This is a genomic window from Herbidospora yilanensis (assembly GCF_001570565.1).
Taxonomy (GTDB): Bacteria; Actinomycetota; Actinomycetes; order Streptosporangiales; family Streptosporangiaceae; genus Herbidospora; species Herbidospora yilanensis.
Genome location: NZ_BBXE01000017.1, coordinates 15,799 through 30,147, shown reverse-complemented (window position 1 = coordinate 30,147; position 14,349 = coordinate 15,799). Strand labels below are relative to the sequence as shown.

Genomic DNA, 14,349 nt, shown 5'->3' with positions numbered 1-14,349 from the left:
CGATTGACTGGGACCATGCTGGAAACCTCCGTCAGGCTGCTCCGCCTGTTGTCCCTGCTCCAGTCGCGCCCCGACTGGGGCGGCCCCGAGCTCGCCGCCCGGCTCGGCGTGACCGGCCGGACCGTCCGCAACGACGTGGAGCGCCTGCGCATCCTCGGCTACGAGATCCGGTCCACCCCCGGCGTCGCGGGCGGCTACCGGCTCGGCGCGGGCGCGGCCCTGCCGCCGCTGCTGCTCGACGACGAGGAGGCGGTGGCGGTCGCCGTCAGCCTGCACGCCGCCGCCGGAGGCACCGTCACCGGCATCGAGGAGACCTCGCTGCGGGCGCTGACGAAACTGCAGCGGATGTTGCCCTCCCGGCTGCGGCACCGCATCGACGCCGTCGGCATGGCGACCGTGTCGGTCGCCCGGCGCGGCCCGACCGTCGACGCCGCCACCCTCACCCACATCGCCGCCGCCGTCCGCGACCGCGAACGCCTGCGCTTCGACTACCGGCTCCGCGACGGCACCCCCGGCGTGCGCGACGTCGAACCGCACCGGCTCGTCTACACCGGCCGCCGCTGGTACCTGCTCGCCTGGGACGTCGACCGCGCCGACTGGCGCACCTTCCGCGTGGACCGGGTGCGGCCCCGCGTGCCGAACGGGCCGCGCTTCGTCCCCCGCGAACCTCCGGAGGACGCGGCGACCCAGGTCATGCGCGGGGTCGGCTCGGCGGCCTACCGCTACCCGGCCCGGGTGCGGCTGCACGCCCCGATGGAGCGGCTGACCGAACTGCTCACCCCGGCGGCCGGGGTGCTCGCGGACGACGGCGTGCTGGAGACGGGCGCCGACTCACTGGGCGACCTGGCGGCCTTCCTCGGCAGCCTGGGCGTCGACTTCACCGTGCTCGACCCGCCCGAGCTCAAGGAGTACCTCCACCGCCTGGCGGGGCGGTATGCCCGAGCCTGAGGACACCCGGCACCCGAATCCGCGACGTCCAGACGGGAGCCGACAGCCGTGACCGGGTCGGCCCATCCCGACGGCGTCGGGCTCGACCCGGGCCCGCGTCAGCAGGCGCAGTTGCCGGCCCTGCACGTTCATCGGCCCGTTCGTCACCGACGCCGCGCGGCGCGACCCCGCGCTCATCCCCGTGGCGCTGGCCGTCTTCGGCCTCGGCATGGCGGCCGGCAACCATCTGGGCGGCCGGGCCGCCGACCGGTGGGAGCACCGCGGCCTGACCTGGGGCTACGCCGGGGTGCTGTTGCTCCTGGCGCCGATCACCCTGGCGGGACGATGAAGGCAGCTTCGACCGCAAGGCGGCGGGGCGTGCTCGTCCCGCGTCAGGCCCGCGACAGCGGCAGCCGCACCGGCGGGGGCAGCGGCGCGGCGACCGGGTCGGCCATGAACGACTGAAGCATCAGGGCCGCGAAGCGGCGCGAGGCGGCGACCCGCGTCTCGGGCGACTCGGCGCGGATGCCCTCGTTGGCCATCAGCGCCAGGCTGAGGTCCTCGATGACGAAGTCGCGGCGCAGCGGGCCCGCCTTCTTCGCCCGCCCGACGAGGTCGAGCAGCATCCGCAGCGTGCGGTCGCGGTCGGCGGCGAAGACGGCCTCGGGGAGCCGTGAGGTGAACACGCGGGCGAAGCCCCGGTCGAGGGCGTGCAGCTCCATGAGCCGCTCGACGACCAGGCGGAAACCCTGCCACGGATCGGGGGCCGCCAGCCCCTCGGCCACGATCGCCGAGCACGTCTCCATCTGCTCGGCGAACGCCTCGGACAACAACGCGTCCTTGGTCGCGAAGTGGCGGTAGAGGGTCGCGGCGCCGACCTCGGCGCGGCGGGCGATCTCCCTGATCGGCACGTCGAGGCCCTCGGTGGCGAACGCGAGGCGGGCCACCGCGAGGATGCGTTCGCGGTTGTCGCGGGCGTCGGAACGCAGTCGCGTTCCCACTTGTGCCGTCACCGCTCTCACTTTAGTCAACCGGACGGGGTGTTCCGTTACGGTCCCCGGACATGAGAGCAGTCCAGTTCACCGCATACGGCCCGCCCGCCGTCGTCCACGTCGCCGAGGTCCCGGAACCGCACGCCGGGCCGGGGGAGATCCGCGTCGCCGTGCGCGCGTCGGGGGTGGCGCCCGGCGAGGTCTCCATCCGCTCCGGCCGGCTGCGTGACCTGGTGCCCGTCGCGCTCCCGTTCCGCACCGGCTTCGACGCCGCGGGCGTGGTCGACGAGGTCGGCGACGGCGTCACCGGAGTGCGTATGGGCGACGAGGTGTTCGGCGCGGCCGATCCCGCCCGGCGCGGAGCCAACGCCGAGTACGCGGTGCTGACCGCGTGGGCGGCCAAGCCGGCCGCGTGGACGTGGGAGGAGGCGGGCGGCGCGGCGGGCGCGGCCGAGACCGCCGCCCGGGTCCTCGACCGGCTCGCCGTCGTCCCCGGCCAGACCGTGCTCGTCCAGGGCGCGGCCGGGGGGACGGGCTCGGTCGCCGTGCAGTTCGCGGTCGCGCGCGGAGCCACGGTCATCGGCACCGCGAGCGAACGCAACCACGACTTCCTGCGCTCCCTGGGGGTGCTGCCGGCGACGTACGGGCCGGGGCTGGTGGACCGGGTCCGCGCGCTGGCGCCCGGCGGGGTCGACGCCGTCCTCGACTGCGCCGGAGGCGCGCTGCCCGACCTGGTCGCCGTCGCGGGCGACCCGGCGCGCGTGGTGACGATCGCCGACTTCGCCGCGCGGGCCCACGGGGTGCACCTGTCCCACGGAGCACCCGCCGCGGAGGCGGGCGCGGGCGACCCGCCGGCCTGGCACGGGCTCGCCGACGCGGTCGCCCTCGCGGGGGAGGGCCGGCTGCGGGTGCCGGTGGCGGCGGCGTTCCCGATGGACGAGGTCGTGGCCGCGCACGAACTCGTCGAGACCCGGCACGCGCGCGGGAAGGTCGTGCTGGTGCCCTGACGGAAAGTTTCGGTCCTCGGGAGCGGTCGTTCCGAAACCCCGGATCGGCGAATAGCCGCAGATGAAAGCCACTCACCTCGGCTGATCGGCGGTCCGGTGAAGGTGAAAGTTTCGAAACTATTGACCCTTACGTTCGTTACATCTACGTTTGCTGCGATCGAGTACGGCAACCGGAGGGACGGGGTCAGATGAGAGCCGCGCTGCTGGAACGGGTCGGGGCGCCCCTCGTCGTACGCGACCTCGACCTCGCGCCACCCGGGCCGGAAGAAGTGCTGGTCAGGGTCGAGGCGGCCGGCGTCTGCCACAGCGACCGGCACTACCTCGCCGGCGACCTGACGTGCCCGCTGCCGGTCGTCCCCGGGCACGAGGGCAGCGGCGTGATCGAGGCCGTCGGCCCCGGCGTGACCCGGTTCCGGCCCGGCGACCGCGTCTGCCTCATGTGGCGGCCCCGGTGCGGCCAGTGCCGCAACTGCCTCGTGGGCCGCCCCGCCCTGTGCGAGGCCGCCGGCGTCATGGCCGGGTCGGGCGGCCTCCTCGACGGCACCACCCGGCTCGGCGCCGACGGGGAGAAGGTCCACCACCTGCTCGGCGTCTCCTGCTTCGCCGAATACTGCGTGGTGTCCGAGCGCGCGGTCGTCCCGGTCCCCGACGGGGTGCCCCCGGAGATCGCCGCCATCGCCGGATGCGCCGTCATCACCGGCGTCGGCGCGGTGCTCAACGCCATCGGCGAGTGCGCCGGCGACGGCGTCGTCATCTTCGGCGCCGGCGGGGTCGGCCTGTCGGCCGTCCTCGGCGCCGTGCTCGCGGGCGCCAACCCCATCGTCGTCGTGGACGTCGTCGCCGACCGCCTGGAGACCGCCGAGCGACTGGGCGCCACCCACGTCGTCGACGCCTCCGCCGCCGACGTCGCCGACGCCCTGCACGACATCCGCCCCGGCGGCGCCGAATGGGCCATCGAGGCCATCGGCCGCCCCGGCACCCTGGAGACCGCCTTCGAGGTGCTCCGCCCCGGCGGCACCCTGGTCGCCGTCGGCCTCGGCAAGGTCGGCCAGACCTTCGACGTGCCGGTCAACCTGCTGGTGCAGCGCGAGAAGCGGGTCGTCGGCAGCCTCTACGGCTCCGCCAACCCCCTCGTCGACCTGCCGAAGATCTTCGAGCTCTACCTCGCCGGACGCCTGCCCCTCGACCTCCTGATCGGCAGGCGCTACCGGCTCGACCAGATCAACGAGGCGTTCGCCGACCTCACCGGCGGCGCCGTCGGCCGTGGAGTGATCGTGCCATGAGCGAGTACGCCGTCTACCCCAGCCTGCGCGGCAAGGTCGCCCTCGTCACCGGCGGCTCCACCGGCCTCGGCGCCGAGTTCGTCGCCCAGCTCGCCGCCCAGGGGGCCAGGGTCGCCTTCCTCGACGTCGACGACGAGGGCGCCCGGAAACTGACCGGCCAGGCCCTCTACGTCCACGCCGACGTCACCGACATCGACGCCCTGCGCGGCGCGATCGTCATGGTCGAACAGGCCCTCGGCCCCGTCTCGATCCTCGTCAACAACGCCGCCGACGACACCCGCACCGGCATCGAGACCCTCGAACCCGCCGAATGGGACCAGGGCATCGCGGTCAACCTCCGCCACCAGTTCTTCGCCGCCCAGGCCGTACTGGCCGGGATGCGCACGCTCGGCGGCGGCTCGATCGTCAACCTCGGTTCGGTCAGCCCGCACGTCGGCCTCCTCGGCCTGCCCGCCTACGTCTCCTCGAAGTCGGCCGTCGAGGGCCTGACCAGGATGATGGCCCGCGAACTCGGCCCCGACCACATCCGCGTCAACTGCGTCGTCCCCGGCTGGGTCTTCACCGAACGGCAACTCACCCATTGGGTCACCCCCGAGGTCCGCGAGAAACTCGCGGAGGTGCAGTGCCTGCCCGACAACCTCGCGCCGTCGGACGTGGCGCGGCTGGTGTTGTGGTTGGCCGCCGACGACAGCGCCATGTGCACCGGACAGAACTGGATCGTCGACGCCGGATGGATGATGTGAACGAGAACGCGAACGTGACGCGACGCAGTCAGCACTGGTTCGGGGCCGAAGGACGCTCCGGCATGGTCTACCGCTCCTGGATGCGCAACCAGGGGTTCGGGCCGGAGGTCTTCGACGGCCGGCCCGTCATCGGCATCGCCAGCACGTGGTCGGAGCTGGCCCCCTGCAACGCCCACCTCGACCGGGTCGCCGACGCGGTCAAGCGCGGCGTCTGGATGGCGGGCGGCTTCCCGCTCGTGTTCCCGGTGATGTCCACCGGCGAGACGCTGCTGCGGCCGACCGCGATGCTCTACCGCAACATGCTCGCCATGCAGGCCGAGGAGCTGATCAGGGCCAATCCGCTCGACGGCGTCGTGCTGCTGTCGGGGTGTGACAAGACCACGCCGGGCCTGCTCATGGGCGCGGCCAGCGTCGACCTGCCGGCCGTCATGGTCACGGGCGGGCCGATGCTGAACGGGAAGTTCCGCGGGCAGGACGTCGGGTCGGGCACCCACGTGTGGAAGTTCGAGGCCGAGATCAAGGCCGGCCGCATGTCGGCCGAGGACGGCTACGTCGCCGAGGGCTGCATGGCCCGGTCGAACGGCCACTGCATGACGATGGGCACCGCCTCGACGATGGCGTGCCTGGCCGAGGCGCTCGGCATGCAGCTTCCCGGGTCGGCCACCTGGCCCGCCGTCGACTCCCGCCGCTACGAGGTCGCGCAGGAGGCGGGCAGGCGGATCGTGGCGATGGTCGAGGAGGACCTGAGGCCGAGCCAGATCATGACCCGCGCGGCGTTCGAGAACGCGATCCGGGCCAACGCCGCGATCGGCGGCTCGACCAACGCGATCGTCCACCTGACGGCGCTGGCCGGGCGGCTCGGCGTCGACCTGCCCCTCGACGACTTCGACGCGCTGGCCCGCGACGTGCCGACGATCGTCGACCTGATGCCCTCGGGGCGGTTCCTCATGGAGGACTTCTGCTACGCGGGCGGCCTGCCGGTCGTGCTGAACCAGCTCGACGGGGCCGGCCTGCTGAACCCCGGCGCCCTCACGGTGACCGGCCGCACGCTCAGGGAGAACGTGCGGACGGCGGTCAACTGGAACACCGAGGTCATCCGCCCGATGGCCGAGCCGCTCCAGCCCGCGGGCACCGGCACCGCGATCCTGCGCGGCAACCTCGCCCCGGACGGCGCGGTCATCAAGCAGTCGGCGGCCTCGCCCGCGCTGATGACGCACACCGGCCGGGCGCTGGTGTTCGACTCGCCGGAGGCCTACCACGCGGTCTGCGACGACGACGACCTCGACGTGACCGCCGACGACGTCCTGATCATCCGGGGGGCCGGCCCGAAGGGCTACCCGGGCATGCCCGAGGTGGCCAACGTGCCGCTCCCGGCCAAGCTGCTGCGCGCCGGGGTGACCGACATGGTGCGGATCAGCGACGGCCGGATGAGCGGCACCGGCTTCGGCACGGTCGTCCTGCACGTCTCGCCCGAGGCGGCCGTGGGCGGGCCGCTGGCACTTGTCCGGACGGGCGACCGTGTGGAGCTCGACGTGCCGAACCGCAGCCTGACGCTGCTCGTGACGGACGAGGAGCTGGAGAAGCGCCGCGCCGACTGGTCGCCGCGCCTCAGCGAGGACGTCGGCGGGTACCGGTGGCTCTACCGGGAGCACGTGCTCGGGGCCGACGGCGGCGCCGACTTCGGCTTCCTGCGAGGTGGCCGCGGCAGCGACGTGCCGCGCGACTCGCACTGACCTGGGTACGATCGGTCGGTGTCCGACTCGTTAGATTCTCGCGTCACCGTCGCCGACATCGCCGCCGAGGCGGGGGTCTCGCGCGCGACGGTCTCGAAAGTGCTCAACGGCCGTTCGGACGTGGCGCCCGCCACCCGGTCGCAGATCGAGGCCCTCCTCGCCACCCGCGGATACGTCCCCACCAAGCGCACCAAACGCCCGCTGCACCTGCCCCTGCCCCGGGCCGCCGCCCGGCGGGGCGGGCTGCTGGAGCTGGTGGTGAGCGACGTGAACTCGCCGTGGGCGGCCGAGGTGATCCGCGGCGCCGAGCAGGAGGCACGACCGGCCCGGGTCGGCGTCGTGGTGTCGGTGTTCGACGGCGCGCCGGGGCACGGGCAGCAGTGGCTGGAGGACATCGCCGACCGGGCGCCGGGCGGCATCATCCTGGCCCTGTCGGAGCTGACGTCGGCCGACCTGGCGCGCATCGCCAAACTGGGGCTGCCCGCCGTGCTGGTCGACCCGGTGGGCGACGCCGACGGCACGATCCCGTCGATCGGGGCGGGCAACTGGGGCGGCGGCATGGCCGCGGCGAAGCATCTGGTCGAGCTCGGCCACCGCCGCATCGGCATGATCACCGGGCCGATGCGGTTGTTGTGCAGCCAGGCCCGGCTGGCCGGGTGCCGGGCGGCGCTTGAGCGGGCCGGGCTCACGCTCGACGACGACCTCGTCCAGCACGGCGACTTCCACTACCACAGCGGGTTCTCGCTGACCCAGGCCCTGCTCGACCGGCCCGAACCGCCGACGGCGATCTTCGCGGGCAACGACGAGCAGGCCCTCGGCGTCTACGCCGCGATCCAGGAGCGCGGCCTGCGGGTGCCCGCCGACGTGAGCGTCGTCGGGTTCGACGACGTGCCGATGGCGCAGTGGATGGCCCCGCCGCTGACGACGGTCCGGCAGCCGATAGCGAAGATGGCGGCGCTGGCCGTCCGGTCGCTGCTCGGCCACCAGGACGGGGCCGAGATGACCGAGGGCCGGGTCGAGTTGTCGACCAAGCTGGTGGTCCGGGCCAGCACCGCCCCCTACTCGCCGGGGTAGCGCAGCCCGGCCTGGGCGCGCACCTCGTCCATCGTGCCCATGATCCGGCACGACTCCCCAAGGGTGAGGATCGGGCTCTCCAGCAGGCCTTCGCGCACGCAGCGGGCGACCTCCTCGGCCTGGAAGCGCAGCCCGTTGCCGGGCACGTCGAAGGTGTACCGTTCGGCCGCGCCGCCGCGGGTGGTGAGGGTGAACGACGTGGGGCGGTACCACCAGGGGTCGATGTCGATGCGCGCGTCCACGCCCGCGATCGAGGCCCGGTTGGGCAGGAAGGCCTCCATGCTGCTGGTCGCGACCCCCTGCCGGCCGCCCTCGTACCGGGTGACGACGGCGGTCTGGCCGTCGACGCCGGTGTCGCCGAACTGCGTCGACGCGGTCACCGACACCGGCGTGCCGAAGACCATCGACAGGAACGAGACCGGGTAGACGCCCAGGTCGAGCAGTGCGCCGCCGCCGAGGGCGGGGTCGAACATGCGGTGGACCGGGTCGTGGCGGAACCACACCCCGTGCTCGGCCACGGCCAGGCGCACGTCGCCGAGCCGCCCTTCGGCCAGCAGCTCGCGGATGCGGACCATGTGGGGCAGGAAGCGTGTCCACATGGCCTCCATCAGGAACACGCCCCGGGCGCGGGCCGCCGCGACGAGTTCCTCGGCCTCGCGCCGGTTGATGGTGAAGGGCTTCTCGACCAGGACGGCCTTGCCCGCCTCGATCGCGGCCAGGGCGCCGGCGTGGTGGGCGGGGTGGGGCGTGGCGACGTACACGGCGTCGACGTCGTCGGCCGCCAGCATCGCGGCCACGTCGCCGTGGGCGCGGGGCGCGCCCACCTGGGCGGCGAAGGCCTCGGCGCGGGCCGTGGTGCGCGAGCCGACCGCGACCAGCTCACCGGACTCCGACCGGCGCAGGTCGTCGGCGAACTGCCTGGCGATGCCTCCGGTGCCGATGACGGCCCAGCGCAGGGGAGGGGAAGTGGTCATGACTACTCCTGGGAGAGAGAAGGGGGCGGCCCGGCCGGCCGGCCGCCCCCGGGTCCGTCAGACGACGGATGCTTCCATGACGCGGTCGAATCCGACGAAACGTCGCGGGCCGGTCATCGTGACGGCGAGCACGGCGCGGATGTCGGCACTGGACGCGCCCACCCGCACCTCCACGTCGCCGGGGTCGACCTGCCGCCGCCACGACGCCCCGGTGTAGGAGGTCTGGTCGGCGTGCAGGGTGAGGGTGAGCTCGCGGCTCTCGCCGGGGGCCAGGTCGACGCGCCGCGCGGCGATGAGCGCCTGCGCCGGCCGGGCGACCTCGGCGACCGGGTCGTGCAGGTAGACCTGGACGACCTCGGAGGACTCCCGCCCGGTCTCGTTCCGCAGCGTCACGGTGACGTCGAACGTGCCGTCGGTGGTCCACGCGCCGGAGCCGGTGACCTCGCCCCACGTCACGGGCGCGTAGGACAGGCCGTGGCCGAAGGCGAACAGCGCGGTCGGGTCGACGTCGCTGACCTCGCTCCGCTGGGCGAGGGGCGCGCCGAGGTAGGTGGCCGGCTGGTTGCCGCCGTCGCGCGGGAAGCTGACCGGCAGCCGCCCGGCCGGGTTCGCCCGGCCCGACAACACGTCGGCCAGCGCCGCCGCGCCCTCCTCGCCGGGGAAGAACCCGCACACCACGGCGGCCAGCCGGTCGATCTGCCGGCCCAGCTCGTAGGGGCGGCCGACCAGCAGCACCAGCACGACCGGCTTGCCGGTGGCCAGCAGCGCCTCCAGCAGCTCCTCCTGACGGCCGGGCAGCGCCAGGCCGGGGGCGTCGCAGCCCTCGCCGGAGGTGCCGCGCCCGAACAGCCCGGCCTGGTCGCCCAGCACGGCCACGATCACGTCGGCCCCGGCGGTGGCCGCGACCGCCGCCGCGATGCCCTCGTCGTCGCCGCCGGTCACCGGCACGCCCTGCGCGTAGGTCACGTCGTACCCGGTCCTGAGCGCGTCGAGCAGGGTGGGGATCTCGACGCCCATGCCCGTCTCCGGGTGGTGCACGCCGACGTGCATCGGGAAGGAGTAGCAGCCCATCATGGCCTGGGCGGTGTCGGCGCGCGGCCCGACCACGGCCAGCCGCACGCCGGGGGCGAGCGGCAGCGCGGCGTCCCGGTTGTGCAGCAGCACGATCGAGCGCCGGGCCAGCCGGCCGGCCAGCTCCCGGACCTCGGGCCCGTCGAGCACGGGGTCGGCCTCGTGCAGGATGGGCGGCTCGGGGTTCCAGTCCTCGTCGAGCAGGCCGAGCTCGGCCTTCTGGACCAGCACCCGGCGCAGCGCGCGGTCGATCAGCGCGAGGTCGACCTCGCCCCGCTCCACCGCCTCGACCAGCGCCGGCCCGAAGGTGTTCACCGTGGGCAGCTCGACGTCGATCCCGGCGGTCAGCGCCAGCCGGGCCGCGTCGGTGGGCGACTCGGCCACGTGGTGCAGGGTCTGCAGGAACGCCACCGAGAAGTAGTCGGCCACGACCGTGCCGGTGAAGCCGTAGGCGTCGCGCAGCAGGTCGGTCAGCAGGGCCGCGTCGGCGGCGACGGGGATGCCGTCGATGTCGGCGTAGGAGTTCATCACCGACCCCGCGCCCGCGCGCAGGGCCATCTCGAACGGCGGCAGCAGCACGTCGGCGACCTCCCGGCGGCCCGCCGACACCGGGGCGAGGTTCCGGCCGCCCTTGGACGCCGAATAGCCCACGAAGTGCTTCAGCGTGGCGACGACGCCCTGCGACTGCACGCCCCTGACGTAGGCGCTCCCGATCAGGCCCACCAGGTGCGGGTCCTCCCCGATGGTCTCCTCGACCCGGCCCCAGCGCAGGTCGCGGGCGACGTCCAGGACCGGGGCGAGCCCCTGCTGGACGCCGAGGCGGCGCATGGTCGCGCCGATCTGGGCGCCCATCTGCTCGACCAGCTCGGGGTCGAAGGTGGCGCCCCAGCACAGCGGGTTGGGGTAGACGCCCGCCTGCCAGGCGGCCACGCCGGTGAGGATCTCCTCGTGGACGAGTGCCGGCACGCCCCACCGCCCGGCCGTCATGAGGGAGCGCTGCGCCGCCGCGAGGGTCGCCGCGCCCTTGACCGGGTCGACCGGCGTGGTGCCGAACGGCCGGGTGAGCTGGCCGATGCCGTCCTTGACCAGGTCGTCCCACGGGACCGGCAGCGCGGTGAACTCGTGCTGGTGGGGGGCCATCTCACCGTCGGTGTTGTCGATGCCGACCCACACGCCGTAGAGCTGGGCGATCTTCTCCGGCAGGCTCATCCGCGCCATCAGCGCCTCGGCCCGCTCCTCGGGAGACCGTCCCGCGTCCTTCCAGGGGGCGGCGGGGCTGGTCACGATGGTCATGTGTCTCTCCGGTTGATACAGCGGTTCATGCCGGCCATCCGCCCGAGGGGGGAGTGAGCCGGTCGAGTTCGTCCCACAACCCGGCGGGGATCGGGGTGGTCGCGAGGTCCAGCGTCGCGGCGACGCGCCCGGGTTCGGAGACGCCGACGATGGTGGAGGTCACGCGGGGGTCGCGCAGCGAGAACTGGAGCGCCGCCGCCGCCAGGGGCACGCCGTGGGCGGCGCACGCCCCGGCCATCGCCCTGACCGCCGCGCGGACCGGCTCGGCGGTCTCCCGGTAGGCGTAGCGGGGCTGGACGTCGGGGCCCTTGACGAGCATGCCGCCGCCGTAGGGGGCGCCGTTGACGAAGGCGACGCCCTTGGCGGCTGCGTCGTCCATGAGCGGGGCGGCGGAGCGGTCTACCAGCGTCCAGCGGTTGTGGTTGATCACGGCGTCGAACACGTCGGTGCCGACGAACCGCCGCATCAGGTCCACCGGGCCGCCCGCGACGCCGAGGTGGCCGACCACGCCCTCCTCGCGCAGCGCGACCAGCGCCTCGACGGCGCCGCCGGGGGCCATCGCCTCCTCGAAGGTGATGTGGTACTCGGGGTCGTGCAGGTACATGACCGGTATGTGGGCGACGCCGAGGCGCTCCAGGCTCTCCTCGACCGAGCGGCGCACCCGCTCGCCGGAGAAGTCGCCGGTGCCGGGGTCGGCGTCGGCCTTGGTGGCCAGCACGAACCCCTCCGGCAGGCCGCGGCGGCGGATCACCGCGCCGATGCGGCGTTCGGCGCTGCCGGCGCCGTAGTTGTTGGAGGTGTCCAGGAAGTTGACCGGGCCGTCGAACACGTCCTCCACGGTCGCCTCGGCGCGGGCGTCGTCGACGGCGTAGCCGTACAGGTCGGGCATGCTCGCCAGCGGGCTGGTGCCGACGCAGATGGGCGTCACGCGCAGGCCGGTCCGGCCGAAGGGCCGTTGGTCCATCTCAGATCACGAACCTGTTCGCGGGTCGGCCGCGGTGGCCGGGCTCGGCCCGGAAGATCGCACCGGCGGCGGGCTGGTCGCGGAGCTGGGCGGGGGAGAGCTCCTCGGTGGAGGTGGAGATGTAGAGCCGGTCGAGGTCCGGGCCGCCGAACGCGCACGAGGTGACCTGCGTGACCGGCAGTTCGATGACCACGTCGGGCTCGCCCTCCCGGTAGCGGACCACCCGGCCGCCGCCCCAGAAGGCCACCCACACCCCGCCCTCGGCGTCGACGGTCAGGCCGTCGGGCATGCCGGGCTGGTCGGAGGTGTCGGCGTAGGTCCGGCGGCCGGTCATGTCGGCGTCGAAGACGTCGATCCGGCGGGTCGGGGTGTCGACGTAGTAGCAGCGGGTGCCGTCGGGTGACCAGTCGATGCCGTTGCTGCACGTCACGCCGGTCAGCACGGTGTGCAGCGAACGGTCGGCGTCGAGCCGGTAGAGGGCCGCCGCGCCGGTCGTGAAGGCGTAGGCCATGCTCCCGGCCAGGTAGCGCCCGGCCGGGTCGACGTTGCCGTCGTTCATCCGGATCTCCGGCCGGCCCGCCAGCGGCGCGGCGAGCCGTTCGGTGATGACGCCGCCCGAGGTCAGGGCCATGCCGTCGCCGTCGGCGATCAGCAGGGTGCCGGGGTCGGTGGTCATGTGCACGGCCGTGACCGGCGCGGGCAGGTCGACCCAGCGGACGTCGCCCTCGGGCCCGGCGTCGAAGACCCGGCCACGGGGGATGTCCACGAACCGCAGGCGGCCCGCGACGTCGTCCCAGGTCACACCCTCCAGATGGACGCCGCCGACGTCCAGCCAGACGTCGGCCATCAAAGGGCCGGCGGGGTGATCGCGGCGACGGCCGCGTGGTGCGCCGCCACCAGACGGCCGAGCACCTCGTCGGTGGCCGCGTCGGGGCGGGCCTGGTCCGGGTGCGCCTCCCGCCAGGCGTGCAGGCGGCGGGCGCCCTCCGACCACGTCGTGGTCGGGTTGAACGCCGGGACGAACCGCCTGATCTTGCCGTTGTCGAAGACGGCGGTGTGCGCGAGGTCGCCGAGGATCAGGTCGGACCAGAACCAGTCGGGCGCCACCTTCGGCAGGAACTCCGACGGCAGGTGCACCAGCCGGGGCTCGACCCCGGCCGTGCGGGCGATGATGCCGTAGATCTCGTCCCAGGTCAGCGACTCGTCGGAGGTGATGTGGAAGTCCTCGCCGATCGCCTGCCAGTTGCCGATCAGACCGGCCAGGCCGACGGCCAGGTCCCGGGCGTGGGTGAGCGTCCACAGGCTGGTGCCGTCGCCGGGCACGAGCAGTTCGTCGCCGCGCGCGATGCGGTCCCAGGCGGTCCAGTCGCCGGGCAGCGGCGGGTTGGCGTCGTCGTAGGTGTGCGACGGGCGGACGATCGTGACCGGGAACGCGCGCTCCTCGTAGGCGCGGTGCAGCACGTCCTCGGCGGCGATCTTGTCGCGGGCGTAGGCCAGGTAGGGGTTGCGCCGGGTGGTCGACTCGGTGACCGGCCACTGCCGCACCGGCTTGTGGTAGATCGAGGCGGAGCTGATGTGCACGTACTGGCCGACCCGGCCGTCCAGCAGGCCGGCCATGGCCGCGGCGTCGCCGGCGCCGAAGCTGAGGAAGTTGACGACGCTGTCGAAGTCCGTCTCCTCGAACGCCCGCTTCAGCGACTCGGGGTCCCGCACGTCGCCCGTGATGGGGGTGACGCCGTCGGGGAGGGGGCGCTTGGCGGTCTGGCCGCGGTTCAGGACGTACACGTCCTGGCCCTGGCGGACCGACTCGGCCACGCACGACGAGCTGATCGTGCCGGTGCCGCCGATGTAGAGAACCTTCACTGTGAACTCCTAGTTGCGGGACTTGCCGGCGTACCAGTCCTCGAAGCCGTTCTCGACGACGCTGATCAGCAGGTCGTCGTTGCGGATGCCGAGGCCGGCCAGGTTCTTCGCGATCAGGTCGAAGGTCGTCCACTTGGTGGTCACGTCGTACATGTGGACCATCTGGATCTGGATGCTGATCAGGTCGCGGCGGTCGACGCCGTTGTACCCGGGGTCGGCGACCAGTTCGCCGGGGGCGTGCGTGCGGAAGATCTGGAACCTGTCGGTCGGGTCCATCCCGAGCCCGTCCACCAGAGCCTGGTGGACGCCTTCGCTGATCTGCGGGCCGAGCCGTTCGGCGAGGGAACGGTCGAGGTCGATCTGCACGAGAGGCACCGGGGACTCCTTCAAAGAAAGTTTCGGCAATTATCCGAAACTCCGAGCAT

The 14,349-nt window shown here is 73.5% G+C and carries 14 protein-coding genes; 7 read left to right on the top strand and 7 right to left on the bottom strand.

Annotation, left to right across the window (positions count from 1 at the left end; translation table 11 throughout):
• Positions 1–15: 15 nt before the first annotated feature.
• On the top strand, positions 16–948 hold the full coding sequence (locus tag AW273_RS09860) for a helix-turn-helix transcriptional regulator (RefSeq protein ID WP_062347461.1): 933 nt from the start codon (positions 16–18) through the stop codon (positions 946–948).
• 181 nt (positions 949–1,129) lie between these two features.
• Positions 1,130–1,276, top strand: a complete 147-nt coding sequence (locus AW273_RS36125) for a hypothetical protein (RefSeq protein WP_198168090.1) — start codon at positions 1,130–1,132, stop codon at positions 1,274–1,276.
• A 43-nt stretch (positions 1,277–1,319) separates the two neighbouring features.
• Here AW273_RS36125 and AW273_RS09855 read toward each other — a convergent pair whose 3' ends face one another.
• Positions 1,320–1,940 (bottom strand): TetR/AcrR family transcriptional regulator, encoded by a 621-nt coding sequence (locus AW273_RS09855; RefSeq protein ID WP_062347459.1) that lies wholly within the window; start codon positions 1,938–1,940, stop codon positions 1,320–1,322.
• A gap of 50 nt (positions 1,941–1,990) precedes the next feature.
• Here AW273_RS09855 and AW273_RS09850 point away from each other — a divergent pair, with 50 nt between their 5' ends.
• From AW273_RS09850 to AW273_RS09830, 5 genes are all read left to right on the top strand, one after another.
• Positions 1,991–2,926 carry an NADP-dependent oxidoreductase gene (locus tag AW273_RS09850; RefSeq protein ID WP_062347458.1) on the top strand — a complete coding sequence of 312 codons (936 nt, stop codon included), beginning with the start codon at positions 1,991–1,993 and terminating at the stop codon, positions 2,924–2,926.
• A gap of 188 nt (positions 2,927–3,114) precedes the next feature.
• Positions 3,115–4,209, top strand: a complete 1,095-nt coding sequence (locus AW273_RS09845) for an alcohol dehydrogenase catalytic domain-containing protein (RefSeq protein ID WP_062347456.1) — start codon at positions 3,115–3,117, stop codon at positions 4,207–4,209.
• Complete coding sequence (locus tag AW273_RS09840) at positions 4,206–4,952, top strand: SDR family NAD(P)-dependent oxidoreductase (RefSeq protein WP_062347454.1); 747 nt, start codon at positions 4,206–4,208, stop codon at positions 4,950–4,952. Before AW273_RS09845 ends, AW273_RS09840 begins: the two co-directional genes overlap by 4 nt.
• Positions 4,953–4,966: 14 nt before the next feature.
• Positions 4,967–6,685: an IlvD/Edd family dehydratase gene (locus AW273_RS09835; protein ID WP_232327251.1), complete on the top strand. Its 1,719-nt coding sequence runs from the start codon at positions 4,967–4,969 to the stop codon at positions 6,683–6,685.
• Positions 6,686–6,703: 18 nt separating this feature from the next.
• Positions 6,704–7,759, top strand: a complete 1,056-nt coding sequence (locus tag AW273_RS09830) for a LacI family DNA-binding transcriptional regulator (RefSeq protein ID WP_062347450.1) — start codon at positions 6,704–6,706, stop codon at positions 7,757–7,759.
• Here AW273_RS09830 and AW273_RS09825 read toward each other — a convergent pair.
• The 6 genes from AW273_RS09825 to AW273_RS09800 are packed head-to-tail and all read right to left on the bottom strand — an operon-like array spanning position 7,744 to position 14,299.
• The gene (locus tag AW273_RS09825) at positions 7,744–8,733 is read right to left on the bottom strand and encodes a Gfo/Idh/MocA family protein (protein WP_062347448.1); all 990 of its coding nucleotides are present in this window, start codon (positions 8,731–8,733) and stop codon (positions 7,744–7,746) included. The genes AW273_RS09830 and AW273_RS09825 overlap by 16 nt on opposite strands.
• Positions 8,734–8,790: 57 nt before the next feature.
• A complete protein-coding gene (locus AW273_RS09820) occupies positions 8,791–11,097 on the bottom strand; it encodes a glycoside hydrolase family 3 N-terminal domain-containing protein (RefSeq protein WP_062347446.1) in 2,307 nt (768 codons plus the stop codon).
• A gap of 25 nt (positions 11,098–11,122) precedes the next feature.
• Positions 11,123–12,061, bottom strand: coding sequence for an aldo/keto reductase (locus tag AW273_RS09815; protein WP_062347444.1), 939 nt, complete (start codon positions 12,059–12,061; stop codon positions 11,123–11,125).
• Position 12,062: 1 nt separating this feature from the next.
• Positions 12,063–12,908, bottom strand: coding sequence for an SMP-30/gluconolactonase/LRE family protein (locus AW273_RS09810; protein ID WP_062347442.1), 846 nt, complete (start codon positions 12,906–12,908; stop codon positions 12,063–12,065).
• Complete coding sequence (locus AW273_RS09805; protein WP_062347440.1) at positions 12,908–13,924, bottom strand: NAD-dependent epimerase/dehydratase family protein; 1,017 nt, start codon at positions 13,922–13,924, stop codon at positions 12,908–12,910. The genes AW273_RS09810 and AW273_RS09805 overlap by 1 nt, the downstream gene beginning before the upstream one ends.
• 9 nt (positions 13,925–13,933) lie before the next feature.
• Complete coding sequence (locus AW273_RS09800) at positions 13,934–14,299, bottom strand: tautomerase family protein (RefSeq protein WP_062347438.1); 366 nt, start codon at positions 14,297–14,299, stop codon at positions 13,934–13,936.
• Positions 14,300–14,349 lie beyond the last annotated feature (50 nt).

Excerpts from the sequence above, each read along its gene's own strand:
- AW273_RS09860 (WP_062347461.1), top strand. The coding sequence starts at position 16 with ATGCTGGAAACCTCCGTCAGGCTGCTCCGCCTGTTGTCCCTGCTCCAG.
- AW273_RS09850 (WP_062347458.1), top strand. The coding sequence starts at position 1,991 with ATGAGAGCAGTCCAGTTCACCGCATACGGCCCGCCCGCCGTCGTCCAC.
- AW273_RS09820 (WP_062347446.1), bottom strand. The coding sequence starts at position 11,097 with ATGACCATCGTGACCAGCCCCGCCGCCCCCTGGAAGGACGCGGGACGG.
- AW273_RS09845 (WP_062347456.1), top strand. The coding sequence starts at position 3,115 with ATGAGAGCCGCGCTGCTGGAACGGGTCGGGGCGCCCCTCGTCGTACGC.
- AW273_RS09825 (WP_062347448.1), bottom strand. The coding sequence starts at position 8,733 with ATGACCACTTCCCCTCCCCTGCGCTGGGCCGTCATCGGCACCGGAGGC.
- AW273_RS09840 (WP_062347454.1), top strand. The coding sequence starts at position 4,206 with ATGAGCGAGTACGCCGTCTACCCCAGCCTGCGCGGCAAGGTCGCCCTC.
- AW273_RS09810 (WP_062347442.1), bottom strand. The coding sequence starts at position 12,908 with ATGGCCGACGTCTGGCTGGACGTCGGCGGCGTCCATCTGGAGGGTGTG.
- AW273_RS09815 (WP_062347444.1), bottom strand. The coding sequence starts at position 12,061 with ATGGACCAACGGCCCTTCGGCCGGACCGGCCTGCGCGTGACGCCCATC.